Annotated in this window: 22 protein-coding genes, 1 tRNA gene and 1 pseudogene; 12 read left to right on the forward strand and 12 right to left on the reverse strand. The window is 53.4% G+C overall.

Translation table 11 applies throughout. From position 1 onward, the window contains the following. The 4 genes and pseudogenes from NXT01_RS09000 to NXT01_RS09015 form a co-directional block, all read right to left on the reverse strand. A pseudogene (locus NXT01_RS09000) lies at positions 1-526 on the reverse strand (hypothetical protein); the annotation flags it as partial. Then, the gene (locus tag NXT01_RS09005) at positions 517-1,239 is read right to left on the reverse strand and encodes a hypothetical protein (RefSeq protein ID WP_259080264.1); all 723 of its coding nucleotides are present in this window, start codon (positions 1,237-1,239) and stop codon (positions 517-519) included. The pseudogene NXT01_RS09000 and the gene NXT01_RS09005, both read right to left, overlap by 10 nt. A gap of 60 nt (positions 1,240-1,299) precedes the next feature. Beyond that, positions 1,300-2,010 carry a hypothetical protein gene (locus NXT01_RS09010; protein ID WP_259080265.1) on the reverse strand — a complete coding sequence of 237 codons (711 nt, stop codon included), beginning with the start codon at positions 2,008-2,010 and terminating at the stop codon, positions 1,300-1,302. 1,013 nt (positions 2,011-3,023) lie between these two features. After that, complete coding sequence (locus NXT01_RS09015; RefSeq protein WP_259080266.1) at positions 3,024-3,899, reverse strand: DUF4300 family protein; 876 nt, start codon at positions 3,897-3,899, stop codon at positions 3,024-3,026. Between the two features lie 104 nt (positions 3,900-4,003). On the opposite strand from NXT01_RS09015, the gene NXT01_RS09020 reads away from it, so the two are divergent. Beyond that, positions 4,004-4,076, forward strand: a tRNA-Glu gene (locus NXT01_RS09020). A gap of 36 nt (positions 4,077-4,112) precedes the next feature. Here NXT01_RS09020 and NXT01_RS09025 read toward each other — a convergent pair. Beyond that, positions 4,113-4,910: a class I SAM-dependent methyltransferase gene (locus tag NXT01_RS09025; RefSeq protein WP_259080267.1), complete on the reverse strand. Its 798-nt coding sequence runs from the start codon at positions 4,908-4,910 to the stop codon at positions 4,113-4,115. A gap of 60 nt (positions 4,911-4,970) precedes the next feature. On the opposite strand from NXT01_RS09025, the gene NXT01_RS09030 reads away from it, so the two are divergent. Next, the gene (locus tag NXT01_RS09030; protein ID WP_259080270.1) at positions 4,971-5,534 is read left to right on the forward strand and encodes an HD domain-containing protein; all 564 of its coding nucleotides are present in this window, start codon (positions 4,971-4,973) and stop codon (positions 5,532-5,534) included. Here NXT01_RS09030 and NXT01_RS09035 read toward each other — a convergent pair. After that, positions 5,531-6,253 carry an IclR family transcriptional regulator gene (locus NXT01_RS09035; RefSeq protein ID WP_259080271.1) on the reverse strand — a complete coding sequence of 241 codons (723 nt, stop codon included), beginning with the start codon at positions 6,251-6,253 and terminating at the stop codon, positions 5,531-5,533. The two genes, NXT01_RS09030 and NXT01_RS09035, sit on opposite strands and share 4 nt — an antisense overlap. Before the next feature lie 1,393 nt (positions 6,254-7,646). Between NXT01_RS09035 and NXT01_RS09040 the strand changes: the two genes are divergently transcribed. Further along, positions 7,647-8,762, forward strand: a complete 1,116-nt coding sequence (locus NXT01_RS09040) for a glycoside hydrolase family 25 protein (protein ID WP_259080272.1) — start codon at positions 7,647-7,649, stop codon at positions 8,760-8,762. Positions 8,763-8,832: 70 nt separating this feature from the next. Here NXT01_RS09040 and NXT01_RS09045 read toward each other — a convergent pair whose 3' ends face one another. Further along, a complete protein-coding gene (locus NXT01_RS09045) occupies positions 8,833-9,783 on the reverse strand; it encodes an NUDIX hydrolase (RefSeq protein ID WP_259080273.1) in 951 nt (316 codons plus the stop codon). 181 nt (positions 9,784-9,964) lie between these two features. On the opposite strand from NXT01_RS09045, the gene NXT01_RS09050 reads away from it, so the two are divergent. Together NXT01_RS09050 and NXT01_RS09055 are read left to right on the forward strand one after the other, a co-directional pair. Then, positions 9,965-10,990, forward strand: coding sequence for an NAD(P)H-dependent glycerol-3-phosphate dehydrogenase (locus tag NXT01_RS09050; protein WP_259080275.1), 1,026 nt, complete (start codon positions 9,965-9,967; stop codon positions 10,988-10,990). After that, positions 10,987-12,069 (forward strand): D-alanine--D-alanine ligase family protein, encoded by a 1,083-nt coding sequence (locus tag NXT01_RS09055; RefSeq protein WP_259080277.1) that lies wholly within the window; start codon positions 10,987-10,989, stop codon positions 12,067-12,069. The genes NXT01_RS09050 and NXT01_RS09055 overlap by 4 nt, the downstream gene beginning before the upstream one ends. A 65-nt stretch (positions 12,070-12,134) precedes the next feature. On the opposite strand, the gene NXT01_RS09060 is transcribed toward NXT01_RS09055, so the two are convergent. Beyond that, positions 12,135-13,067 carry a DUF3515 domain-containing protein gene (locus NXT01_RS09060; protein WP_259080278.1) on the reverse strand — a complete coding sequence of 311 codons (933 nt, stop codon included), beginning with the start codon at positions 13,065-13,067 and terminating at the stop codon, positions 12,135-12,137. 219 nt (positions 13,068-13,286) lie between these two features. Here NXT01_RS09060 and NXT01_RS09065 point away from each other — a divergent pair, with 219 nt between their 5' ends. Genes NXT01_RS09065 through coaD form a run of 7 tightly spaced genes read left to right on the forward strand, consistent with a single transcriptional unit; the run spans position 13,287 to position 20,183 of the window. Continuing rightward, the gene (locus tag NXT01_RS09065) at positions 13,287-14,261 is read left to right on the forward strand and encodes a thiamine-phosphate kinase (RefSeq protein WP_259080279.1); all 975 of its coding nucleotides are present in this window, start codon (positions 13,287-13,289) and stop codon (positions 14,259-14,261) included. After that, positions 14,246-14,962: a uracil-DNA glycosylase gene (locus tag NXT01_RS09070; protein WP_259080280.1), complete on the forward strand. Its 717-nt coding sequence runs from the start codon at positions 14,246-14,248 to the stop codon at positions 14,960-14,962. Before NXT01_RS09065 ends, NXT01_RS09070 begins: the two co-directional genes overlap by 16 nt. 12 nt (positions 14,963-14,974) lie before the next feature. Beyond that, positions 14,975-16,723, forward strand: coding sequence for a DAK2 domain-containing protein (locus NXT01_RS09075; RefSeq protein WP_259080284.1), 1,749 nt, complete (start codon positions 14,975-14,977; stop codon positions 16,721-16,723). Between the two features lie 10 nt (positions 16,724-16,733). Beyond that, on the forward strand, positions 16,734-18,845 hold the full coding sequence (locus NXT01_RS09080) for an ATP-dependent DNA helicase RecG (RefSeq protein ID WP_263088563.1): 2,112 nt from the start codon (positions 16,734-16,736) through the stop codon (positions 18,843-18,845). A 28-nt stretch (positions 18,846-18,873) separates the two neighbouring features. After that, a complete protein-coding gene (locus NXT01_RS09085; protein WP_259080291.1) occupies positions 18,874-19,089 on the forward strand; it encodes an acetyl-CoA carboxylase biotin carboxyl carrier protein subunit in 216 nt (71 codons plus the stop codon). A 3-nt stretch (positions 19,090-19,092) separates the two neighbouring features. Further along, positions 19,093-19,677, forward strand: coding sequence for a 16S rRNA (guanine(966)-N(2))-methyltransferase RsmD (rsmD, locus tag NXT01_RS09090; RefSeq protein WP_259080292.1), 585 nt, complete (start codon positions 19,093-19,095; stop codon positions 19,675-19,677). A gap of 17 nt (positions 19,678-19,694) precedes the next feature. Beyond that, positions 19,695-20,183 carry a pantetheine-phosphate adenylyltransferase gene (coaD, locus tag NXT01_RS09095; RefSeq protein ID WP_259080326.1) on the forward strand — a complete coding sequence of 163 codons (489 nt, stop codon included), beginning with the start codon at positions 19,695-19,697 and terminating at the stop codon, positions 20,181-20,183. Here coaD and NXT01_RS09100 read toward each other — a convergent pair. From NXT01_RS09100 to NXT01_RS09115, 4 genes are all read right to left on the reverse strand, one after another. Next, complete coding sequence (locus NXT01_RS09100; RefSeq protein WP_310472140.1) at positions 20,180-20,947, reverse strand: amino acid ABC transporter ATP-binding protein; 768 nt, start codon at positions 20,945-20,947, stop codon at positions 20,180-20,182. The two genes, coaD and NXT01_RS09100, sit on opposite strands and share 4 nt — an antisense overlap. A gap of 16 nt (positions 20,948-20,963) precedes the next feature. Next, on the reverse strand, positions 20,964-21,890 hold the full coding sequence (locus NXT01_RS09105; RefSeq protein WP_259080293.1) for an amino acid ABC transporter permease: 927 nt from the start codon (positions 21,888-21,890) through the stop codon (positions 20,964-20,966). Positions 21,891-21,973: 83 nt separating this feature from the next. After that, a complete protein-coding gene (locus NXT01_RS09110) occupies positions 21,974-22,930 on the reverse strand; it encodes an ABC transporter substrate-binding protein (RefSeq protein WP_259080294.1) in 957 nt (318 codons plus the stop codon). 409 nt (positions 22,931-23,339) lie between these two features. Then, complete coding sequence (locus NXT01_RS09115; RefSeq protein WP_259080296.1) at positions 23,340-24,263, reverse strand: DUF368 domain-containing protein; 924 nt, start codon at positions 24,261-24,263, stop codon at positions 23,340-23,342. Positions 24,264-24,279 lie beyond the last annotated feature (16 nt).

Here is a 24,279-nt window from a genome sequence, read left to right on the forward strand (position 1 = left end):
CGTATGACAGGAGGCCCGTCATGACTTGGTATTCGACGCCTGGGTATTCAGGGATGGGATCGAAGGAACAGACCGATTCTTTGAATTGAGCGTCTCTTTCGGTTTCTGAGCTGTCGTGGGCGCGTAGTCCGATGCCAGCGAGTTCTTCGGTGGTGAAGCGGTCGCAGAAATCATGGACAACAAGCTCACGATCTGATGAGTCGTATGCTTCTTGGTAGCCTTCGAATTTGGGGTCGTCGGGGTCCACATCGACCGGCTGCACGGTGGGGGCAGTAGTCTCGGGGGTTTGGGGTGCTTGGGGTGCTTGGGGTGCAGTGTTAGCTGCAGTGCGAGACACCGTTGCCGTTTCAGTTTCCTTTGGTTCGTTTGGCCCAGAAGAATCTGGTGTGCACGCGCTAGCACTAAGGAGTGCTGTGGTGCTGAGGAAGGTGAGGAGTTTGTTCATCAATGCTCGGCGTTTCTGTGATCGTGAGTGCGATTGGGTATAGCTTGCTGTGGCGGTGGGGTTGAAGGTGATCATGGCCATGGGACTCCGCTGAGGTTGATCAGCTCGATGAGTTTGCCGTGTGAGTGTTGGCAGGTGCTAGCGGCATCGTTGAAGCGCGCGTCAGGTATAAATTCGTCATTGAATGCTTCGGTGGAAAAATTTATAGTGCCGTTAGTCGTACTCGTTGCGGCAGTGCAACCGAGGAAGAAGCCTGCTTTAGCATTGGTTAAGCTGGAGTAGAAGTAGATGCGGGGGTGACGCCCCTCGAAATCGAAGTCTAAAAGAGTTCCCAAGCTACGCTGCGCTTCGTATGGTACGCGGCCCGTTAACACTTGGTATTCGACGCTTCGGTCTTCAGGGATGGGATCGAAGGAACAGTACGATTTCTTGAGATCGATGTTTCTGTATGTTTTTAAGCTGTTGTGGGCGCGTAGTCCGATGCCAGCGAGTTCTTCGGTGGTGAAGCGGTCGCAGAAATCATGGACAACAAGCTCACGATCTGATGAGTCGTATGCTTCTTGGTAGCCTTCGAATTTGGGGTCGTCGGGGTCCACATCGACCGGCTGCACGGTGGGGGCAGTAGTCTCGGGGGTTTGGGGTGCTTGGGGTGCTTGGGGTGCAGTGTTAGCTGCAGTGCGAGACACCGTTGCCGTTTCAGTTTCCTTTGGTTCGTTTGGCCCAGAAGAATCTGGTGTGCACGCGCTAGCACTAAGGAGTGCTGTGGTGCTGAGGAGGATGGGTAGTTTGTTCATCAGGGTCGGCGTTTCTGTGATCGTGAGTGCGATTGGGTATGACTGGGCGTGGTGGAGAGGCTATGGCCATGGGACTCCGCTGAGGTTGATCAGCTCGATGAGTTTGTCGTGTGAGTGTTGGCAGGTGCTAGCGGCATCGTTGAAGCGCGCGTCAGGTATAAATTCGTCATTGAATGCTTCGGTGGTGAGGTTTATGGTGCCGTTAGTGGTGCTCGTTGCAGCGATACACTGGAAGAAGACGCTAGACTCACCGTTGGGAAAGTCGGAGTAGAAGTAGATGCGGGGGTGACGCCCCTCGAAATCGAAGTGCAGAACTCTGCCGGCTAGGCGGCGTATTTCGTATGGTACGCGGCCCGTTAACACTTGGTATTCGACGCTTCGGTCTTCAGGGATGGGATCGAAGTAACAGACCGAACTTTTAAGATCTACGTTTCTTTCGGTTTCTGAGCTGTCGTGGGCGCGCAGCCCGATGCCAGCGAGTTCTTCGGAGTTAAAGTGATCGCAGAAATCATGGACAATAAGCTCACGATCTGATGAGTCATATAACTCTCGGTAGCCTTCGAATTTGGGGTCGTCGGGGTCCACATCGACTGGCTGCAAGTCGGGTTTTGTAGTGGGAGCAGTGGTGATAGTGGGGAATAAAGTAGCCGTGGATAGCCCGGTCGAGACAGGCGAGGTTGAAGAGCCGACGTCGATCTGCTGGGTTTGGCCTGTGCACGCAGCTAGGTGGACACAACAGATGCTTAGTATTCCGATAGGGAACAATCTCATATTTTGCGTCCTTTGGTCGATGAATCTTTCGAGAGTTACCGTATGTAGACCGTTAGACTGCGAATAGGCGCTAAAGGTTCCTTGAACTTTGAGGTGGTGCCAGCCGTGCAAGGGAGAGAAGTTTTTTTTAAAAGCTCTTGATGCACGGCTTCTCGCACCATTTCTTCCTATACTCATCCCAGTAGTGCCGACAGGTAAAGCTGAAGTAGTGGAAAATGTTTAAGAGTTTGAACCATGGGTGTAGTTGGGATAGGTACAGCGTAAAGGCTAAATACGAAACAGATTTCAATTAGACCCAGATAGACCGCCGGAACAAACGTTCAGTGAGCCACTTCAGAACAGCGCAGCAAGGTTAATTTATTTTATGTCGAATCTGTTAGCCACCAAGCCTAAAATTTAGGAATACTAGGTGAGGAAAGCTCGAGAGCCAGGATGCCGCCTCGAGCTAGTGGGAGCACCGCTTTATACGAATAGTCGAGAAAATGATCGGGCAGCTCCGCGAAGTTTAATACAGCTCACTAACTGAGGACCTTTTCAGCAACCTTGGCTTCGCGAATACTTGAGAATAACGGTGTACCAGGAGTTTTCCACAGAACTCTGATAGTCATCGCGTCGTCGGCTGATTTTCGCCTTAAGATAGGTCGGTAGGGAAGCGGAGCCAGTTGGTTACCGATCACTTCACCTGTGTTGTTTTAGTTATTATCTTGATGCAGTTGGATGCGTACCTTATCAGCGAGGTTTAGCTCGACTATGTCGTGAGAGCTTTAAGGTACAACTCCTCGATTCTAATTTTAGGCATAAACGAAAATTTGCCTTCCGAGGTGTTCCGGAGCCCCGTAGGCACGATTGAAATATGAGGCAGCATCCTCGTCTAAAGGCTCTAAGCAGGCTCTAAGCCGCATTGTCTTTTCGCAGTTCACGTTATTGGCTCTCATATCGAGTCCATACCCCAACCGCGGGTGAAGGAGGGGCCTATGGTGAGCGGCAAGACAAAGCTATCTAGGATCCGAAAGCTAAAGGGATAGCTTTACCTCGGCGTTATCGAGTATTACTGGGGCTCCATAATCTTGCCCATCACTGGTGTTATAAACCCGGAATAGGTGTGCATAGAGGTCTTTCAAGCTCCTGACTTTCAATAGCTGATAGGGACTTTCGAAGGCTACTTTCTCAACAAAGAGGTAGCCATTATCAACGGCTACAGCTACTCCCACATGGCCGATGAAAAGCGCCGCAGGTTCGGTGAGAACATCGTGTAGAAAAACGCTGACTATATGAACGTGGGGGTTGGTGAAACTGATCTGGTGCTGGTCAAAGTAGCTACCAATATCCGCGACGTGCTGGTGAGAGTCTTTTGCCGACGTAGTGGGAATTCGCCCAAAGAGAGTGTTATAGACTGCCATTTCATCAGACGTGAATAAGGGTGGCTGGAAAGCATCAATCGATTCCTGATCAAAAAAGAGAAGGCTGGAATCAACCTCAGATGAGCTACGGGCATTAATGAGATCTTTGCTTAAAAGGAAAGTATTAATGCGGCAGTTGGTGAGGGTTGTATTCGTACTAGAGATTGCCGGAAGGTGGTAGGCGTCAGTCAACGGAACAAATCCGTGGTCAACTAAGGAATTGTGCGGAACGTCCACATTGACGCGTTGAACTTCTGACATAAAATCCTGGACGCGCTCTTTTTCAATCCCTGCTGCTAACAGTGCGGTAGATAATTGATCCTGACTAGCTTGATCCACAAGATTAGATACCTCGATGGGGGCACTTATCTTTGCTTGGGAAGCACGAACAGGAGGTTGTGAGTGCTCAGGGGCACAGCTCATGAGCATTGCACCGCTCACTCCAAGGATGAGTGTGCACGTATAGGTACTAAGCGAAGCCTTTTTCATATATCGGATTGTAGTACTCACTTTGATTATGTCTATGACATGGGAATTTGCTGGCTGGGGTGCTTTAGTATAGTGTAATCCCTCGTACCAGCAAGGTCATTCTTGCCCCGTTCGTCTAGGGGCCTAGGACGCCGGCCTCTCACGCCGGTAACACGGGTTCAAATCCCGTACGGGGTACTTTTAAAGCGAGGTAGTCTAGCTACCTCGCTTTTGCTATTCTTCCCTCTTTTGAGCCACGATCCCGATGGCTGCGAGATTGTCTTCATAATCTTTGAAGGTGCTGCGCATGTGCAGGATGCGGGCTCTAAGATCTCTATCCTTAACTATATTCCCCACAATTTTTAAGGTACCGAGTAGCCCTTCGTCGGCAAGTAAGCGAGAGGGAGATAAAAGGGCCATGGGTGCGTGCCCGCACCATATCACTTTAAAGCCCTGCGCTTCGAGGATTTTGGTCCACTCTGGCTGCGTCAGAGGTCGTGCATTGACTCTAATAGCTTGAGCAAGATCACGCTGCAGACTTTGGGCGCGATCAGGGCCGATATCGTCTGGGGTGAGCGATAACTCGTGGATGAGGTAGTGCCCGCCAGGGCGCAGGAGGCGGTGGGCCTCATGGATGATTTCTTGTTTCGCATTGTTCCCTTGCATGGTCAACATGGCTTCACCGATGACAATATCGGCACTCAGATCGGCCAAGCCGGAGGTATCTGCGGAGGCATTGAGAACTTTTTGGGTGTCACTGCCTATGTGCTGGCGAAGTTGGGCGGCTGCGAAGGAATCTTGCTCGACCCCGGTATAAGAGGCTACGGCATAGGCTAAAATAAGCCGAGCAGTGTGCCCCAATCCAGGTGCAAACTCCACGACGTCGCGTCCGTCGAAATCTACTTGTTTCAAGATTCGAGTTGTGAGTTCACGACCCCCTGGGCGCAGAACTTTCTTACCAGCGCGAGCAAGAATCCAGTGACCTGCGGCGGTGGCAGTTGGGCGACGTGAGGGGGAGTTATCAGAGCTCATAGTATGTGAGCTTAGCATGTCCTAACTAACACCACGATGAAAGCCTGAAATTGGAGTCGAATGAAACTTCATCATACAGAGCGTGAGAAGCTTAACCGCGCCATTAGTTTGGCCTGCTACGCCCACGATGGGCAAGTGCGAAAAGGGTCTTCGTTACCGTATATATCGCACCCCGTAGCTGTTATGGCTAGTCTTGCGGGATCACACACCGATATTCTTTGTGCGGCCGTACTCCACGATGCGATCGAGGATGCGCCTGACCGCATAAGTCTTGAGGAAATTAGAGAGCAGCTGGGAGCAACCGTTGCTACCTGGGTTCATGCTCTCACCAAGTCTCGAGCGATTGATGATTGGTATGAGTGCGGTGAAAGCTATCTTTCTCAAATTTCACTAGCTGGTGAAGAAGTCATTGTGATTGCGGTTGCAGATAAATTGCACAATGTGCAATGTACTTTAGATGATTATGCGCTGGTCGGCGACGAGATATGGAAGCGTTTTCGAACTGGCAAAGAGGGGCAAATCTGGTGGCACCGGAAAGTACTGGAACTAGCCTCGTCTCGGTGTGCTGGTCATCCTCTGGTTGAGGAGTATCAAGTACTGGTCGGGCTTTTAGAAACTCTCTAGAGGGCTAGCCCTATCTGTGTGGCGACGATCTTAAGGTCTTGAGCCCATATGGCGGGTGAAGGTTGAAATCTATCTGTAGGTCCGGAGATTGACAGGGCTGCGACAAATATTCCTTCGCGGTTGAATATAGGAGCAGTAATGGAAGCGAGTCCAACTTCGCGCTCGGATATCGATTGCGCCCAACCACGCTCTCGCGCAGCATTGATATCCTCCAAGGTGAAGGTTGAGGGCTGTTCCATAATGCTGTCGCGAAGGGCGGGTGCAGAGTGGGCTAAGAAAATTTTAGCGGCGGAACCAGCGTTCAGCGGGAGCCTAGCCCCCACAGGAACTGAATTATGGAGGCCAACATGGGGTTCCTCGGAGGCAATGCACACTCTCGACGCCCCTGCTAGCTGATAGAGCTGGATCGATTCGCCGGTTTTCTCCATGAGCTTGTGCATGAGAGGGGCGGCAATATCGGTGAGATTTGTGGCATTATTAGTGCCGAAAGTGGAAAGGATGTCACCTATGGTCCAGCGGCCGTCGACGGTGCGGCTAAGAAGGTGGTGCACTTCTAGAGCCGTGGCGAGGCGATGAGTGGTCGCGCGGGGGAGTCCAGTCGCTTCGCAGAGCTGATGGAGGGTACAGGGATGCTCGGCCACGGTGAGCATGATGAGTACCGCTCGGTCGAGGACTTTGATGCCGCTTGTCGTGGCCGCAGCGACGGTGAAATTTCCCATAGGGTGATACTATCATCCCAAAAAATGGGATTATAAACTCCCTGACGATAAAAATGTGGGAGATATTGAGCTCGCACGGGCGCCTATCTTAGGAAGTCACTGGAGCGACAGGGGGTGACTAACGCACCTGGGCTATTGCTGCTGTTAAGCCAGCCTCGACTACTTATCATATGGCTGGCCCGCGGGCAATGGGTGTATGGAGACGATATATTCCTAAATATAAAAGTAGCCCGTGGGCTCAGATTGACCTAGGTGCGGGCTGAGTAAACTGCTTCACCAGCTGAATATCACTGGAGAGCCCCAGGGTATCCACGAAGGGATTATCGCAGCGAGAGCAGTGTCGGGAAGGCGCTCTCTCCCTACCTAATCACAGCTAGGTTCGCGGCCATTGCTCCGCCATATTTGCTTCTTTGCATTGGTGGGGATGTTGGGAATCTAAAGAGGTATCAAGACTCTAATTGAAAATATATAGGCCGCATATTGGTGCACAGAATTACTTCAAAACAGCAGGCACACTCTCGTGGGACCGTAATCGAAAGGTCGGTTTGGTGAGGGGGTGAGCCGTGGTCCTTGTTCATAATTGATAAAATCAAGTCTCCCATCTTGATTCTTGGTTCGAAGACACAAAGATTCGCAGCATCAGGATAAAAGTTTTGCCAAATATCCCCCATTGCTTGGGTGGGGATGTTGCCGATTTCACAGGTTAATATATGAGACATATTTGATCCCCTCACGAAGTGGAAGAAGACCCTCCGGGAATAGCGTGGTTTATATTTATTGGGATGTGTGCAGGGAGAAATCCATCTCCTGAAATGTATTCCTAGCCCTCACCATGGGTGATCAACGACCATTCAACACGGTGAATCTGTCCGAACGTGTCTCGGCGGATACTGTATATATAGGGGCACGCTCGGTGTCGGGAGTTCGAGCGGTGTGATTCTTGGCCGGGCTATTATATGCAGGCCAAAAATAAGCCGAGCACTTTATGCGCGGAGACTGTGGTTCGAGCATCGAAGGGAGGCAGTCTCCAAAGGTAGTCACTCGATAGCGAGCCATACTGAAACCGTCAAAGAATGGGGACAATAAGGGGGTATTCTTGGTGGTTAGCGTGTGCAATATGAGGTGACCGAAGACCCGCTCATGGATTTGAGTGAAAAGGGGCTGGCGTGGTGGGAGTCTACTGGTACTCTGCTGCAATCTGCGGAGTGGAAGACACCGGGTTTCAAACTGGCTGCGCTTAGGCGCGCACGAGGCCTCCGAATCGATGGATATCTAGCCTGTGGGCTTGATTGACGAGCTAGGTCGGGAGGGGACTCTAAGAAAATTTGAGAAATGTAGAATGTGACAGGTGTGTTTGGTGTGACTAATGACTACTTGTGTTATTGTGTGTCGCATGACTTCTTTGCAGCGGATTTTTCGCGCAGTAACCGCACTGGCCACCACAGCTGTGCTGGCTCTAAGCGCACAACCTGCCCTAGCCCAACCCTTCGATAGCGTCAGCTCCCTATCCGGGGTCGATGTTGCAAGCCACCAACACCCAGGGGGCGCGCCCATCGCGTGGGATCACGTAAAATCTGATGGTCACTCCTTTGCTTTCGTCAAAGCGAGTGAAGGTGCAGGTTGGACGAATGATTTCTTTGTTGATGATGCCAATGCCGCTCACGCAGCCGGCCTATCTGTGGGCTCGTACCACTACGCTCGCCCCAGCGGTGATCCTATAGCCCAGGCTCGCCACTACGCTGATCAGATCACCCGAATCGCAGCGCATCCGTTGCCCCCGGTCCTCGACCTCGAGGTCGCAGAGGGTAAAAACCCACAAGAGCTTGCCGCCTGGACTCGCGACTTCCTCAACGAGTTCAAGGCACAATCCGGGCGTCAGCCCATGATTTACACCTACCGCTATTTCTGGATGCATGAAATGGCTAATACCTCCGAATTCTCGGAGTATCCGCTGTGGCTGGCCGCCTACCAAAGTAAAGCCCCGGATCCTGTAGGCGGCTGGGACGTCCTCGACTTTTGGCAACGAACGGGCAAGGGTCGTGTCAGCGGAATCGGAACAGATGTTGATTTGAACCTCTATAATGGTCATCAAGGGCAGTTTGAAGCATTCATTAGCGGTAACTACCAAGCATCCGGTGGCGTATTTGGTGATCTCGGTGAGATCCCAGCTCTCGAATCTCTTCCTGATCTTGGAGCTGATGCATCGCAGTTGGCTAACTCGATCATCAATCTTTTGACTGGTGAGTCCGCTCCGGCTGAGGTCCGACACCAGGTAGCTGAGCTAGGCCTGAGCGCTGAAGCCATCGAAGGCGTTATAGGCTTAGTGCTCCAGCTCATCGCAGAGGGCGAGCTCCCAGTGGAACAAATTCGAGGTATCGCGGAAGGTGACTATAGCGTTGGTGATCTGGTGATCTTGCTGGACAACGCTCAGCACCTTGTCAGTGTCGACCCTGAGCGGGGCAACCTCTTAGGATCATCGGATCTCGAAGCTATCCTCGCTAACCTGTAGGTTCCTGTACCTAATTTCGTTGAAAAGTAGTCCAGAAGGCTCTCCCCGGGATGGGGAGAGCCTCTTTCTGTTAGGTGATAGCTAGCGGAGATACGAAATAATCTGCACTAGTTACCAGACCCTTGTGGAAGGAGAACACCCACATTCCAGCCTTTTTTACACGCGCTCGTGGGGGGTGGAAGTGTGGGGAATACTCTAGTTTCTTCATGGTGCCGATGAGCGCCTTTTTATCGAGACAGGATGCAATAGTCTTGTCGCGTTCGGGTAGCTCATGTGGGGATCCGGCGGTCAGTGGCAGGCTTAAAGCCTTGCTTGCAGGCTCGAGCGTCGCTTGACACCGTTTATTTTCAACACTGATCAGACGGTCAGGGTGATAAGCCGCAATCAGGGGGGCTAGCATGGTAGCTTGTTTGAAGCCTGCGGGGCTGAGGGGTCGCGAGATGCTTCCGCCGTACCACGAAGAGGATGAGACGGTGTCGGCGTGCCTGATCAGAATGAGGCGCGAATCCGTTGGTTGTGATAGGTAGGTCAAGGCGGCATCGAGCACCTGATGATCTGCGGAATAACTAAGCAGTTTGCGAGCCGCAGAGTCGGAGACCCAGCGCAGTTCATCGACCTCGTTATTGGCGACGAATGTGCCACCGATTACCTCGGCTAGCCAATAGTAGACAACCTTCGTGCGTTTTTTTAGAGGATAACTAATTCGCCCCAAAAGTTCTCCGAGCTTGATCTCGTAGCCTGTTTCTTCCGCGATTTCACGCACTGCGGTCATCGCGAGGGACTCGCCGGGATCCACTTTTCCTTTAGCGAGAGACCAGTCGTTAAGGTGAGGGCGGTGAATACACGCAAATTCCACACGGCCCTTGCGATCGTGGCGCCATAAAACGGCGCCAGCAGCGAGAACAGGGGAATCGAATTCAGCAGCAGGAGTAGCTGGAATCTTTTGGAACCGTCGCTCCAGGCGGTGCGGATTCGGGTTATGGGCAGGGTTATGTCGCTGTTGCGACGGAAGTTTTGACATAGTTCGTAGACAATCGGTAGATCGGGATTTTTTCACGAAGGCTCGCCTTTAAGCCAAACGCCCAATTCAGCTTAGCTACTTCTACAACAAAGACAGGCATTGACTCAGGCTTTTATCTACTAGACTGACAATGTTGGGGCGCATGGCGCACCGAAGTGGTAGCAGCTGTGGAAAGGACGACATGCTCAAGATAGCCGTAATGGGTGCCGGAAGTTGGGGTACAACCATGGCCAAAATCGCAGCCGACGCTGGAAATGAGGTGGTGCTGTGGGCACGTCGAGAAGAGGTGGCAGAGTATATCAATACTCATCACCACAACCCTGACTATCTCAGCGATATCTACCTGCGCACTATTGTGGCTACTTCAGATGCTCGTGCAGCGATATCCGAGGCTGATATCGTAGTCTTCGCGGTTCCTAGTCAAACGCTGAGAGGCCATGTATTGACGTGGGCCGAGTTTATACCTTCGCATGCGCTGGTGGTTTCTCTGGCCAAGGGCGTGGAAAAGCAGACATTTATGCGCATGTCTGAAGTCATAGCTCAGGTTAGCGGTATTGATTCGCGCCGCATAGCGGTTCTCACCGGCCCTAATCTAGCTCGAGAAATAGCCCTTGAACAGCCCGCTGCTACCGTTATTGCGTGCCCAGATGAGCACCACGCCCAAGTGATCCAAGAGGCTCTAGCTGCGCCTTATTTTCGCCCCTATACCAATACTGACGTCGTTGGATGCGAAATTTCAGGGGCATGTAAGAATGTCATTGCTCTAGCTTGCGGTATGGCGGCGGGGCGGGACCTAGGAGAAAATACACTCGCTACCTTGATTACTCGGGGCCTGGCGGAAATCTCCAGGCTGGGCATCGCCCTCGGAGCTAATCCGCTCACCTTCGCTGGGCTTGCCGGCATGGGGGACCTAGTGGCCACCTGTTCCTCGCCCTTGTCGCGCAATCGCACCTTCGGTGATCGCTTAGGGCGCGGCGCCAGTTTGGAGCAAGCTCGTGCAGCCACGCACGGTCAAGTAGCTGAAGGGGTCACGTCCTCAGCCTCGGTCTATGAATTAGCTCAATCAATGGGGGTTGAGATGCCGATTAGTCAAGCGGTATACGCCGTGTGCCACAAGGGGATGACAGTGGAAGAGATGGTGGGGCAACTCATGGGTCGCTCAAAGAAAAGTGAGCACGAGAATTCGGGGTATAGTAATCAGCTGTGATTGCAACCGATTCCCGAATTAAGATCGCCGTGATTTACGGTGGGCGTAGCTCCGAGCATTCCATCTCCTGTGTTTCCGCTGGAGCGATTATGCAGCATCTCGATCCCAGTCGCTTCGAGATTATTCCCCTGGGGATTACTCAAGACGGCACATGGACCGTGGGGGAGAGTGATCCTCGTAACTTGCTCATTCAAGGTAGAACGCTTCCTAAAGTGAAGCTCAAGGAGGAGATCAGGCTTGCTCATACTCCCGCTAACAAAGGCGAGATTCGCTACCTAGATGGCCGCCTGTATGCGCGTGTAGATGTCATTTTTCCAGTTCTGCACGGTCCCTACGGAGAGGACGGCACAATTCAGGGTTTCTTTGACTTATCGGGAATTCCCTATGTCGGCTGCGGGGTCTTGGCTTCGGCGTGCAGCATGGATAAGGAATACACCAAGCGCATCCTCGGCGCGGCAGGGCTGCCGGTAGGCCGTGAGAAGGTTCTCGGCCCGGGAGAGATCTTGAGCGCCACAGACAGGGACAGTCTTGGCCTGCCTGCTTTCGTTAAACCCGCACGCGGAGGTTCATCGATCGGTATCTCTCGGATTGAGTCATGGGAAGAACTCGATCAAGCCCTCATCGAGGCTCGCCAATACGATGCGAAGGTCGTCATTGAATCGGAGATCATCGGCAGTGAAATCGAATGCGGAGTCCTCGAAAACGCGGAGGGCACCCTGCGCGCCTCTGTGCCTGCTCAGCTTGTGGACACCGATGCCAGCGAGGGCGGATTTTATGATTTTGACACCAAATATCTCGACAGTGTTGTCAGCGCAGTCATTCCCGCCGCGATCCCACACAACCACACCGCGGAGATCCAACGCCTGGCAATCGAGGCATTTAAAGCGCTTGACTGCACTGGACTTGCTCGAGTCGACTTCTTCCTAACCGATCATGGTCCAGTTATTAATGAAATCAACACCATGCCAGGTTTCACCCCTATTTCCATGTATCCCCAAGTGCTTGCGGCATCGGGTGTCGACTATCCAGAACTCCTCGAAATTCTCATTGACCACGCTCTGAACTGTAATAGACGCTGAACCCCTCACGCCCTCTAAAACCCCACGAATCCACCTCCAAAAACTAGACCAAGAGGTGGCTTCTCCTAGAGGTGATGCGATATAGCTTGCGATATCGCAACTAGCGCCGCATTCCCGCGCGCTTGAGGGATATGGGCGGCAACTACCTGGCTCTTATTGATCGCATACCAGGTGCTCGCAGTGGTACCGTTGCCCACAATGACGTCTTCAAACCACACGATATCGTTAACCTGCTGCAAGACAGCGCCCGCCGTATAATTCTGGGGATATTCCACCCCACATCGCACCACGATTGCCTCTTCACCGGGTGCGGACCACGCCACCATTTCTGTCCCCAGATCGGTGGTACTGCGCCTATAACCGCTATCTAAATCATTCGGCAAAGCGGCGAGCACCTCCTGGCATGCCGCTTTTTGTTGCGGCCCTACAGCACTAGAGAGTCCACTCAGGGGGATAGGATTGGGTGGAAATTCTTGGTGGGGAATTATCGCAACAGCGGCTGCAATATCCTCCAGGGGATGAGGGTGATCACCGAGGGATAGATCGTCGGCAGTGATAGCGATTATTTTTGCACGATTGACGCTGTACCACGTTTTAAGGGTTGACGCTGGCGTGGCATCTGATACTTCAAGCCATCGAGTACCGCCGACCTCAACTATATTGCTCAGTGACGTGTATTGACGTGGTAAATTCACCCCACACCGGGCTGTGATCCGCTCGAGGGAAGACGAGCTCCAGGCTGCTGCCCCAGGTGGGATCGGGGCCACTATATCAGCGCGAGGATGTCCTAATACCGAGGTTGGTAGCGCTGCAAGAAATTCTTCACACTCGATCGAGCTAGATTCTGGAGTGTCCAAGGTGGACATGGCCACCGGCTGATGAGCACTGTGGTTATAGACCATCTTGGCTCCCACTAGAACAGCTACCATAAACGACATAGCCAAGATCAAGGCGATGACAATGGGTAGGGGTCGCACTGGCATGGGGGATGATTGCATAGTGAAAAATCATAGTCGGCTCGTACCGGAAAACCTCAAGGTACTTCTCGACATAGCGGGATATAGGCCACACTTCTGCATCAGATGGTGGCGCTTGTCATTGTTATCATCAATAATATTAAAAGATTATTTTAGGTAGATGAACAACAGTACCTTCGGGGTTAACCTCTATAGAGCACCCGATAACAGACCACTAGCCTTTTCAACCAAGAGAGAACAATGGAAGACGGAAAAGACCCTAAAAACCCCACCCTCTCGGAAGTCGGCGAGAAAGCCGTCATCGACACCATTCTGCGCACTGCTCCCAGCACCCGTAATGGGGACGACGCCGCAGTACTTGATTACGGCGCCCCCAACTCGAGGATGGTGGTCACCACCGATATGTTGGTTGAGGAACGGCACTTCACCAAAGAATGGTCCAATCCAGCTGAAATCGGACGCAAGGCTATAACCCAGAATTTTGCCGACGTCGAGGCCATGGGTGCTCGCCCCGTAGCAGCTCTTCTGTCGCTGTCAGCACCCGGGTTTACCCGACTGCAATTCGTTTCCGAATTAGCCCGCGGCATCAACGAACGTATCAGTGATTACGGCGCTGAACTCATCGGCGGAGATATGACCGACGGTGAGTATATCGTGATCTCAGTAACCGCTATCGGTCAACTCGGAGGACCACTCGAACCGCTCCATCTCCGCAACGCCCGCCCTGGACAAATCGTGGTCGCTTCTGGAGGAATCGGTGAATCCGCCACCGGTCATGCCCTGCTTGCTCGTCTCGGACGCGAAGCAGCTCTGCCAGAATTCGAATCCCTGCTCCGTGCCCATTGCTCCACCATCATGCCCCCAGGACGCGGCTACGTTGCTCGCTCGGCGGGGGTGAGCGCCATGACAGATAACTCCGACGGACTCGTGCGCGATATCCACGCCATCGCGGCGAAATCGAAGGTTGCAATCAATCTGGACTCCCAGGCTATTGGCCCCACTGAAGATATTATGCGCGCCTGCGAGATTCTCGAGGAAGACCCGTGGAAATTTGTCCTCAGCGGCGGCGAAGACCACACCCTCATTGGCACCACCTTCGGTCCCGCTCCTACTGGCTTCCGCGCCATTGGTACCGTGCTGAGCCATCACCCCCAGGGCCTCGTCACGGTTGATTCAGCACCTCCGCGCTACCAGGAAGGATGGGGAAGCTTTTAACACAAGGGGGAAACGTGACCTATTTTGAAGAAATAAACATCCACCCCAGCTGGCGTGAGCCGCTACGCGAAATAGCTCCGCTCATCAATGCCATGGGGGAGTTCCTGCAGCGCGAAGAGGAAGCAGGAATTCCCATCGCGCCGCCAGCGCATCTACGCTGGCGGGCACTACAAACTCCACTCGCTAGCACCAATGTCCTCATTATTGGACAAGACCCCTATCCCACTCCAGGGCACGCACAAGGGCTGGCTTTCAGCATAGCCCCAGAGATCTGGCCACCAGCTCGAAGTCTCAGCAATATCTTTCGCGAACTCAGCGACGATCTCTCCATCCCCCAACCAACAACCGGAGACCTCAGTGCCTGGCAGCAGCAGGGCGTTATGCTGCTGAACACGGTGTTGACAGTGCGGGCCGAGGCCAACGGAGCCGGATCCCATCGCAATAAAGGCTGGGAACACATCACTGCGCATATCGTGGATACTCTCATCAACCGCCAGCAGCCACTTGTGGCCATCCTCTGGGGCCGCGAAGCCCAGAAACTTAGCCCCCACTTTGCTGGGCATCCGGATAGTATGGTTATCTCTTCACCACATCCCTCACCGCTATCGGCGCGCCGGGGATTTTTTGGCTCTCGGCCGTTTTCTCGGGCAAATGAATATTTGCGCGACCACAAACTGCCCCCCGTTGAGTGGCAGTTGTAGAATGAAAACTCTATGTCACAATTATTGAGCCTTGATGCCATGGCCCTCACGGGCTGGGTGCGGCGCGCCGCGAGTGAATTGGAAATCCGTCGCGAGGAGATCAACGCACTCAATGTCTTCCCCGTCCCCGATGCAGACACCGGCTCTAATATGGCTCACACCATGCTAGCCGCACTCACCGAGGTGGACCGCCTCGACGGCGAGGACCAACACGATATCGCACTTGTTAGCGCAGCCCTAGCTCGAGGCGCAACACTTGGAGCACGGGGCAACTCGGGCTTGGTCCTCAGTCAAGTTCTCCGTGGAATCGCCCAATACGCTCGAGACGAAGGCGTGTCGGGCCCCCACATAAAAAAGGCACTTGAAGCTGGATATACCTTTGCGATGGGAGCAATCGCTCAACCGGTAGAGGGCACAGTGATTACGGTGTTGCGCGCTGCGTCGGTAGCTGCAAATCAAACCGATGACCACGATCTTATGGCTATTGTCACAGCAGCCACACAAGCTGCGCGCCGCGCTCTTGAACGGACGCCATCGCAACTGCAAGCGCTTCGCGACGCAGGTGTCGTTGATGCAGGGGGGCAGGGATTAATCGTGATCCTCGAGTCGCTATGTTGGATAGTTGCCAGCTCTCGTAAGCCGCGACACAAAGAGACTGAGATTTCCGAATATCAGGTGGGAGTGGACACCCTCGCTCAACTTGCTGGCGCACAGCGCGTGGAGGAAGCGCCCGCGAGAAAACCGGTGCCTCGAGGGAATTTTGGACAGCCCGAGGGGCTGGCGGAAATTCTTAACCCGCAGCGCATGCCTTCGCACGACCTACCAGCTTCCAGCCCGCACGAAGACATGACTAGTAGTTATTTGGAAGTTATGTTTATGCTTCGGGGCTGTCACCCTCAGGTTATCCGTGACAACCTGGAACCGCTTGGTGATAGCGTGGTCATTGCCAGTCTCGATAACGCAGGGGATGCTCACCGTGTGCACATACATTCGCATCATGCAGGTAAGGTCATCGAGCTCGCTTTTGCGCTGGGCGGGGTCTCGCAGCTGCGTCTGGAGGCCCTGCCGGATATCTCTACCCCTGCGCTAAGCTCGCGCGTCATTCTCGCGATTACTCCGCCAGGTGAATTAGCGAAGCTATACGAGCGTTCGGGGGTACAGGTCGTCGCGGTCGACTCAAGTGCCGATATCGTCTACACCGTAGTGTCAGCTGCACGAGCTACGCAGGCTGATGAGATTATTCTACTGCCCAACGGATTCTTGGAAAAAGCCCAGTTGAGCGCCGTTGAGCGCGCAGGCTACGCTTTCGAGCAAACCCTGCTGATTGTGCCTACCGGCGCCGTGGTGCGAGGGCTTGCGGCAGTTGCCGTCCATGATCCCGCTCAGCCACTCGCGGTCGATGGATACGCCATGGCAGAAGCGATCAACGCCATGGAGTATATGCGGGTCAGACAGGCCGATAAGGCGCGTCTGACATCTGTGGGTGCGTGCGCAAAAGGTGACTATTTAGGCGTAGCTTCCCGCGATATCCGGAGCATCTCCGATACATTCCTTGACGCGATCATATCCTGCTGCCGCATACTCATCCGCGATAACACTGAACAATTGACGGTGCTGATCGATGCCTCCATGGCCGCGCATATAGATCACGAGAGTATTCTCGCCGCCTTACCGAAACGCCCGAAGGCCACCTTGCCCCTGGAATTGACTCTTTATATTGGGAGCGACTTCGGGTCACTCGCCGAAATTGGCGCTGAATAGGACAGTTGCGATGCCCATTAGTTGGACTGACACCCGCCCCTTGAATTCGCTCTTACCCGCGAAAGAGGCTCGCGCCATCAAAAAGCATTTGGGTTATTCCACTGCCAACGAACTCCTCGGACACTTGCCACGCAGCTTTGCAACTCGCCATTCGCCGATGAGTATGGATAGTCTTACCGAGGGCGATATCGTGACCTGTATCGGGGTGATCCAGTCGGTTTCCGTTAATGATACAGGGCGCACCTTTGTCCTTACTGCCACTATTTACGATGGGCAACGACAGATCACGGCCGTGTTTTTTAGGGTGCGATGGTTACAAAAAGTCCTGCACGAAGGCGTGGTAGCACTTTTTACAGGGAAACTGAAATATTTTCGCGGCGAAGCCCAGTTGCAGCACCCCGACTATGTCATCTTGGATAAAGCCGCATTAACCAGCGATCCAGACTCCGATACGGTTTATGATGACGAGGGTGACTGTAGTCGCTATATAGCGCATCTTGAGACCATTCCGATCTATCCAGCAACGAAAAATCTTCCCACGTGGCGCATTGCTGCCGCAATTGCTGAAGTCCTCAGGCGCACTCCCCACATATCAGATCCCCTAGCTGCCTATATCCCTCCCGGATTCCCCAGCCTCGACGCAGCTATTAGGGGATTGCACCAGGATCCACAAACGAAACCTAGCTATTATCGTGATCGTTTTGCCTTCGATGAGGCTCTAGCCCTGGCTACCGTCATGGCCACCCGACGCCAAGAATCTCGCGCTCGGCTAGCTCCTCGCCTCGAGCACATTCCCAATGCCTCCGCTGCGCAACTCATCGTTAGCCTTCCGTATGCTCTTACTGACGGACAACGATCAGTCATAGCCGACATAGCCGCTGATCTCACCCTCGAGCACCCGATGCAACGTCTGCTCCAAGGTGAAGTGGGCTCAGGTAAAACCGTGGTGAGCCTGGTTGCCATGCTGCAGGCAATCGACAACGGCAAGCAGTGTGCGCTTTTGGCGCCAACGGAAGTTTTAGCTCACCAACACGCACGCAGCCTTAAGGATCTTCTAGATCTTGCGGGGCTGGATGATATTGCGGTCACCGTATTGAGCTCGGGTATGCCAATCGCACAGCGTCGGCAAGCGTTGCTTGACTGCGTCTCGGGGCAAGCAGATATCGTTGTGGGAACCCACGCCCTCATTCAAGAATCCGTCGAATTCTTTGACCTTGGGTTTTGCGTCGTTGACGAGCAGCACCGGTTCGGTGTGGAACAGCGTGACGCCCTGCGTAGCAAGGGAAAAAACGGCCTAACGCCCCATCTGCTTGTTATGACAGCGACACCCATCCCACGGACCGTGGCGATGACGCACTTCGGCGATCTCAGTAGTTCGGTACTAAGAGAACTACCCCAGGGGAGAAAACCAATCAAGAGCTTTTGCGTACCAACGTGGCTAGAGGCCTGGACCAAGAGGATGTGGGAGGTGGTTCGCGAACAAATAGCATCGGGGCATCAGGTTTATGTGGTGTGCCCCCGAGTGCACAAGGAGGGTGGGGTGCTAGAAACCCACGCCCAACTCAGCTCTCATCAACTGAGCGATTTCACAGTGGAATGTCTCTACGGCTCTCTCGCACCACGCGATAAAGATGACATTATGAAGCGCTTCGCGCAAGGCGATATAGATGCTCTGGTGTCCACAACGGTCATTGAGGTAGGTATCGATGTTGCTAATGCTACCGTTATGATCGTGTTGGAGGCAGACCACTTCGGCGCCTCTCAGTTGCATCAACTGCGAGGGCGGGTTGGGCGTGGTGGCAATGCCTCACACTGTTTTTTCGTCACCGAAGCTGAGCAGGAGAGTGCTAGTTTTATGCGCATTAAACAACTCAGTGAAACGACCGATGGTTTTGAGGTAGCCGACCTAGACCTGAGCATGCGTCGTGAAGGCGATGTTCTGGGCAGCGCCCAGTCGGGGACGAGACGCGCAGTTCGCTACCTCGATCTGTTACACCATGCACATCTCATCGAGCATGCTAACGCTCGCGCGCGTGATCTTGTGGAGGAGAACCCCCGCCTCGCCCAGCTTCTGACATCCCGCTACACAGAGCACGATCGGGACTATCTCGAAAAGAGTTAAAATGCAGCGCAATGATAAACTAAAGCCCATGAAAATCTGCGCCCCATTCCTAGGAATCGTCCGCTACACAGTAGCAGTAGGCGACCGCGTTGAAACCGGCGCGGAATTAGCCATCGTCGAGGCCGTGAAACTCGAGACATCGATCGTGGCACCAGGTCCTGGGATTGTTAGCGAATTGTGCTTCAATGATTTCGAGGACGTCCTAGGCGGAGACCCGCTGCTCGTGATTGCTGAGGAGGGCTAGTAGATGGGCAAAACGCGAATTATTGCTGGACAAGCTCGCGGCCGCAAGATCAAAGTTCCCGAGCAGGGGACCCGGCCTACCTCAGACAGGGCCCGTGAAGGCTTATTCTCTTCTCTTCAAGTACGCTTCGGCTTTCAAGATTCGCGCGTTCTCGACCTCTTTGCAGGTTCAGGAGCGCTCGGCCTAGAAGCGGCCTCTCGGGGGGCTAGCGAGGTGGTATTGGTCGAGTCCCAGGCCAGTGCCTGTGCGATCATCAAAGAGAACGCTGCAGTGGTAGGCCATCCTGGTGTGAGCATTGAACAAAGGGCCGTGTCTAGCTATTTAGCGATGGCGCCTCATCACTATTTTGACATGGTGCTGGCAGATCCCCCCTATGAGCTCGAGGATGTTGCCGTCATCGAGATGCTCACGGCGCTTAAACCCCTGCTTGTAGATGGTGCCGCTGTGGTGGTCGAACGCCACCGTGACTCTCCTCAAACTGCATGGCCCGCAGGTTTTACCCCAACCACCCAAAAATTAAAGAAGCGTACCTTCGGTATAGCGCGTATGGATATGGCTGTTTTTGATTCCGAATTAGCGGACGGGTAATGGCGATGAATAAGCATATGCGCAGAGCGGTTGCCCCTGGGTCCTTTGACCCGGTGACGATGGGACATATTGATATCTTCCGTCGCGCTGCGGCCCAATTTGACGAATTAACGGTCCTGGTGACTGCGAATCCGAATAAGCAAAATGGACTGTTTAGCGTGAGGGAACGTATCGATCTCATCGAGCGTAGTCTTAGCGATGTACCCAATATCGTGGTGGATTGGTGGGCAGATCTTTTGGTCGATTACACCAGCGCACACGATATTTCAGTCATCGTCAAGGGCCTACGATCCTCCCTCGACTACGAGTACGAGGTGCCGATGGCGCAGATGAACCGCAATCTCTCCGGGGTGGACACCGTGTTTTTTATGACAGATCCCAAATACGGTCACGTGTCCTCGACTCTGTGCAAAGAAGTGATTCGGTTTGGCGGAGATATCAAAGAAGTGTTACCTCCGCACGTTGAGAAAGCCATCAAGGAAAAGTACAACAAGCCCCTCGACTAGGTCAAGATACTGGAAAGGAATTCCTGGGTACGTGCGTGCTGAGGATTATCCAGGACCTCCTCCGGACGGCCAGATTCAACAACTACGCCACCATCCATGAAAACCACCTGATCGGATACCTCCCGAGCGAAACCCATCTCATGAGTGACAACAAGCATAGTCATTCCCTGTTCAGCCAAATCACGCATTACGCGGAGAACCTCCCCAACCAGTTCAGGGTCGAGAGCAGAGGTAGGCTCATCAAATAGCATCAACTTGGGATCCATCGCCACCGCGCGGGCAATAGCGACCCGCTGCTGTTGGCCACCAGATAGCTGAGCCGGAAAAGCATCCGCTTTGTGCGCTAGTCCCACCTGGGCAAGGAGTTCCCTGGCGCGCTCATTTGCTTTGTCAGAATCCATTTTCTTTACATAAATCGGAGCTTCAGTGATATTCTCCAGCGCGGTGCGATGCGGAAATAGGTTGAAGTTTTGGAAAACCATACCGATATCGGAGCGCTGACGAGCCGCCTCTTTCTCGGAAATTTCGTAGAGTACGCCATTCTTCTCGCGGTAGCCGATTAAAGTTCCGTCGACGTAGAGGCGACCCGCGGTGACTTTCTCCAAGTGGTTGACGCAGCGCAAGAAGGTGGACTTACCGGAACCGCTCGGTCCGATCAAACACGTTACTGAGCCCTTCGGAACTATAAGGTCGATACCTTTGAGGACTTTGAGGCCGGAGAAAGACTTACAGACCTGTTGAGCCTCAATCATGGTTGTATTCATCTTTGAGTACCTTCTCTTATTTCCGCTTAGGGGTCTCGGGAACAATATTGATATTTTTCGGAAGCGTTCCCTCTGCATCGGCTAGGGCGCTGAGTTGGCGAGCTGTCAACTCCTTGGTTGCCCCACGATCGTAGTAAATCTCTAGGTAGTGTTGGCCCACCATCAGCAACGAGGTGATAACGAGGTACCACGTTGCCGCAACAAGAAGCAAAGGAATCGGGTCAAAAAGAGCGTTCGCAATATCCATGGCCCGCCCGTATAACTCCATTGAATAAGGAATCGCGACGACGAGCGACGTGGTCTTGAGCAGGGAAATGAACTCATTGCCTGTGGGAGGCAAGATGATACGGCGTGCCTGCGGCAAGATTGTGCGGCGAATAGTGGTCCACCAACTCATACCGAGGGCCTTTGATGCTTCGATTTGTCCAGGGGGCACAGCCTGAATCCCGGAGCGCACGATTTCTGCCATATAGGCCGCCTCGTTCAGACCGAGTCCTAGGACGGCGAGGAAGAACGTATTTCTCAGTGCGCTTTCGAGGTCGATCTCAGCTATCCCCAGGTTGAGTACTTTGAAAATATTGCCAGCTAGACCCCAGAACACCAGTTGTACATAGACTGGGGTGCCTCTAAAGATCCATAAATAAGACCATGCGATGGCGCTCAACACGGGATTGGGCGACATCCTTAGGATGGCGAGGATCTGACCGAGGACAACGCCAATAAGCATGGCTAGCACTGTGAGCGCAATAGTGTGCAGAGCCGCTTCGGCAATACGAGTATCGAAAAGGTACTGAAAATAAGTGTCCCACCCGAAGGCTTCATTTTGGCTACATGAATAAATAAAAAGAGCGACAATGCTCAGCAAGATGGTGGCCGTAACCCACCGTCCTGGGTGGTGGAGTGATTTAGCCTCAATGGGTTTGGGGCCTCGTGGGGTGCTCATAACAAGAATCTTTCGAATGTTTAGACTCCCTCGGTTGCTCATGCGGTGCCAAGGGAGTGGGTGGGATATCAGAGGATGGTTGGCTAGTTGATGGGCTGACCATTGATAGCAGCGGCTTCAACGAGGCCATTCTTCATGCCCCACTGAGCTAAAATCTCTTCGTAGTCGCCGTTGTCGATGAGGTGCTGGAGGGCGGCTGCGAGAGCGGGGGCTAATTCTGAGCCCTTTTTAACGGGCCAACCATAGTTGGCAACGGCGAAGATATCTCCAACTAGTTCGAGTCTATCCTCAGAGCGTTCAACAGCCCACGCGACCGTGGGGGAGTCGCCCGAGAATGCATCGGCACGCCCAAGGATGGCAGCATTAGCGGCGGCATCGGAGCTGTCGAAAGATAAGGTTTTGATTGCTGGTTTGCCAGCTGCTTCACATGCTGCCGAGCGTTCGGCTACATCTACCGTCTCGGAGACTGAGGCCCGTTGAACGGCCACAGTCAGGCCACACGCCTCATCGGGATCGACGCCTGAGCCGGGAGCTGCGGCCCACTGGATACCGGCATTGAAATAATCGACGAAGTCGAAGTTAGCCCTCCGCTCCTCGTTATCGGTAAAGCCGGAAGCCCCGAATTCTACGGAGCCACCGTCGATTTGGGGCAGGATCAATGAGAAGTCGAGGTCCTTAACTTCCAGTTCCAAGCCCAGCACGGAAGCGGCCGCACGAGCAAGATCGATATCAAAGCCGATGATCTTACCATCGGAATCTTTAAATTCAGCGGGGGCGAAGGGTGGGTTGGTGCCAATGCTGATCTTGCCATCCTCAGCGATGTCTGATGGAACGAGAGCGGCTATAGCGTCAACGGTGTCAGGAGTAATTTCCTTCCAACCAGAGGGAAGACCGTTACTGGCAGCGGAGGACGGGGATTCACCATCAATGGCGGCGGTATTACCTTCCGTGTTTGTAACGCAACCGCTGAGGAGTAAACCGACGGTGACTATGCTCGCTGCCGAGCGGTAGATCGATTGGTGTTTCATCGTTGAAGTCATGGAAATAAATTTATCACACTGAATAAATTTTTCATACCCTTTACGGTGGACGTCTTACCCCCGTAATCGACAGGAGACAATAAAATGTCTCCAAGCAGTGGTTATACCGGAGGTTTGGGGGTGCCTGACCAACCTTTGCGGAGTCAGCCCTGCGAGGCAGTTATCGAATATATGCATACAATTCACAAAATATGCGGAAAGTATGCATTTGATTACGGGAATGATGCTCGCCACCAATACTTCACAAAGGGGGCTGAGAACAGCCTGGTTCAGGTCTCTCCACCCGCACCCAGTTACTTGTGACCTCAAACCGCGCGAAGGTGCAAGCGATAATCGTACCCGCGCTACTAGTCCAACCAGACACACTCGGCACACACGCGGGTAACTACTTCGCTATTCGGAAACCTTGTTAGTTCTTCGATCCCTGGGTATTAAAGCGTTCGAGGATCATCACGGCACCAGCAATGGCGCCACCGAGCGCCATCATGGACAGCAACCAGCCAGTATTGCCACTCGGTGCGAGAAGCTCTCCCGAATCGCCAGTCCACGGCCATAGTGCACGTAACGAACCCAACATCAGCCCCGCCATCGCCATCATGGTGAGAGAGTGATGGTTATTGAGCAGATAATTTAACACTTTGATAAACAACGACAGCCCCGTGAGCGCCCCCGCGACAAAGACCAAGAGGACCGTGAGGTTGCGTTCGCTCACTGCGCCAATAACTGGCTCATATAGACCGATCGCTAGGAGAATGAAGGATCCGGATACTCCAGGTAATACAAGCGCGCAGATAGCAATAGCAGCAGCCCCAAATATGATCAGTAGTGATGGATCAGATTTCTCGGCCGAGGTGAATCCGGTGAGGAAAAACATACCTATAGCGGTTGCAACGAGGAGCGAAAGCGCAGGGATCAACTTGGCTTTTAAGTCCTGCTTGTTGGTCTGCTTGATCGGGACGACCAGTGAGACAGCAACCATACCGAGAAAAAGGGCGTGGGCAGTCTGGGGAGAATTCTCCACAAAGGAATGAACCACTCCAGAAAGCGCAAAGACAGTACCTAGCATTCCCACAGCCACCGCAGCGAGGAAGAGCCACTCGACTTTCCTCACCGCAGCCGCAAGGTTCGAACGATCGCGAACGAGCGATTTCGCCACGTTCAGCAGCGCGTCGGCGTTGTTAATCGCGCGCTCGTAAATACCACTGATGAGCGCAATTGTGCCACCGGAGACGCCCGGAACCATCTCGGCAAGTCCAATGAGAGCACCAATGACAACATGAACAAGATGTGAAACAGGGTTTGAGGAGCGGATCCCCTGAGTTGAGTGGTCCATTGAGCGCCTTACTGTT

Origin of the sequence: Corynebacterium sp. ES2775-CONJ, assembly GCF_024814515.1 — a bacterium.
Taxonomy (GTDB): domain Bacteria; phylum Actinomycetota; class Actinomycetes; order Mycobacteriales; family Mycobacteriaceae; genus Corynebacterium.

Bases quoted from the DNA above. Each gene is read 5' to 3' on its own strand.
- NXT01_RS09035 (WP_259080271.1), bottom strand. From the start codon at position 6,253: ATGGGAAATTTCACCGTCGCTGCGGCCACGACAAGCGGCATCAAAGTC.
- NXT01_RS09080 (WP_263088563.1), top strand. From the start codon at position 16,734: ATGCCCATTAGTTGGACTGACACCCGCCCCTTGAATTCGCTCTTACCC.
- NXT01_RS09100 (WP_310472140.1), bottom strand. From the start codon at position 20,947: ATGAATACAACCATGATTGAGGCTCAACAGGTCTGTAAGTCTTTCTCC.
- NXT01_RS09025 (WP_259080267.1), bottom strand. From the start codon at position 4,910: ATGAGCTCTGATAACTCCCCCTCACGTCGCCCAACTGCCACCGCCGCA.
- NXT01_RS09065 (WP_259080279.1), top strand. From the start codon at position 13,287: ATGGAAGACGGAAAAGACCCTAAAAACCCCACCCTCTCGGAAGTCGGC.
- NXT01_RS09015 (WP_259080266.1), bottom strand. From the start codon at position 3,899: ATGAAAAAGGCTTCGCTTAGTACCTATACGTGCACACTCATCCTTGGA.
- NXT01_RS09075 (WP_259080284.1), top strand. From the start codon at position 14,975: ATGTCACAATTATTGAGCCTTGATGCCATGGCCCTCACGGGCTGGGTG.
- NXT01_RS09040 (WP_259080272.1), top strand. From the start codon at position 7,647: ATGACTTCTTTGCAGCGGATTTTTCGCGCAGTAACCGCACTGGCCACC.
- NXT01_RS09085 (WP_259080291.1), top strand. From the start codon at position 18,874: ATGAAAATCTGCGCCCCATTCCTAGGAATCGTCCGCTACACAGTAGCA.
- NXT01_RS09030 (WP_259080270.1), top strand. From the start codon at position 4,971: ATGAAACTTCATCATACAGAGCGTGAGAAGCTTAACCGCGCCATTAGT.
- NXT01_RS09070 (WP_259080280.1), top strand. From the start codon at position 14,246: ATGGGGAAGCTTTTAACACAAGGGGGAAACGTGACCTATTTTGAAGAA.
- rsmD (WP_259080292.1), top strand. From the start codon at position 19,093: ATGGGCAAAACGCGAATTATTGCTGGACAAGCTCGCGGCCGCAAGATC.
- NXT01_RS09010 (WP_259080265.1), bottom strand. From the start codon at position 2,010: ATGAGATTGTTCCCTATCGGAATACTAAGCATCTGTTGTGTCCACCTA.
- NXT01_RS09060 (WP_259080278.1), bottom strand. From the start codon at position 13,067: ATGCAATCATCCCCCATGCCAGTGCGACCCCTACCCATTGTCATCGCC.
- NXT01_RS09110 (WP_259080294.1), bottom strand. From the start codon at position 22,930: ATGACTTCAACGATGAAACACCAATCGATCTACCGCTCGGCAGCGAGC.
- NXT01_RS09105 (WP_259080293.1), bottom strand. From the start codon at position 21,890: ATGAGCACCCCACGAGGCCCCAAACCCATTGAGGCTAAATCACTCCAC.
- NXT01_RS09005 (WP_259080264.1), bottom strand. From the start codon at position 1,239: ATGAACAAACTACCCATCCTCCTCAGCACCACAGCACTCCTTAGTGCT.
- coaD (WP_259080326.1), top strand. From the start codon at position 19,695: ATGCGCAGAGCGGTTGCCCCTGGGTCCTTTGACCCGGTGACGATGGGA.
- NXT01_RS09050 (WP_259080275.1), top strand. From the start codon at position 9,965: ATGCTCAAGATAGCCGTAATGGGTGCCGGAAGTTGGGGTACAACCATG.
- NXT01_RS09115 (WP_259080296.1), bottom strand. From the start codon at position 24,263: ATGGACCACTCAACTCAGGGGATCCGCTCCTCAAACCCTGTTTCACAT.
- NXT01_RS09045 (WP_259080273.1), bottom strand. From the start codon at position 9,783: ATGTCAAAACTTCCGTCGCAACAGCGACATAACCCTGCCCATAACCCG.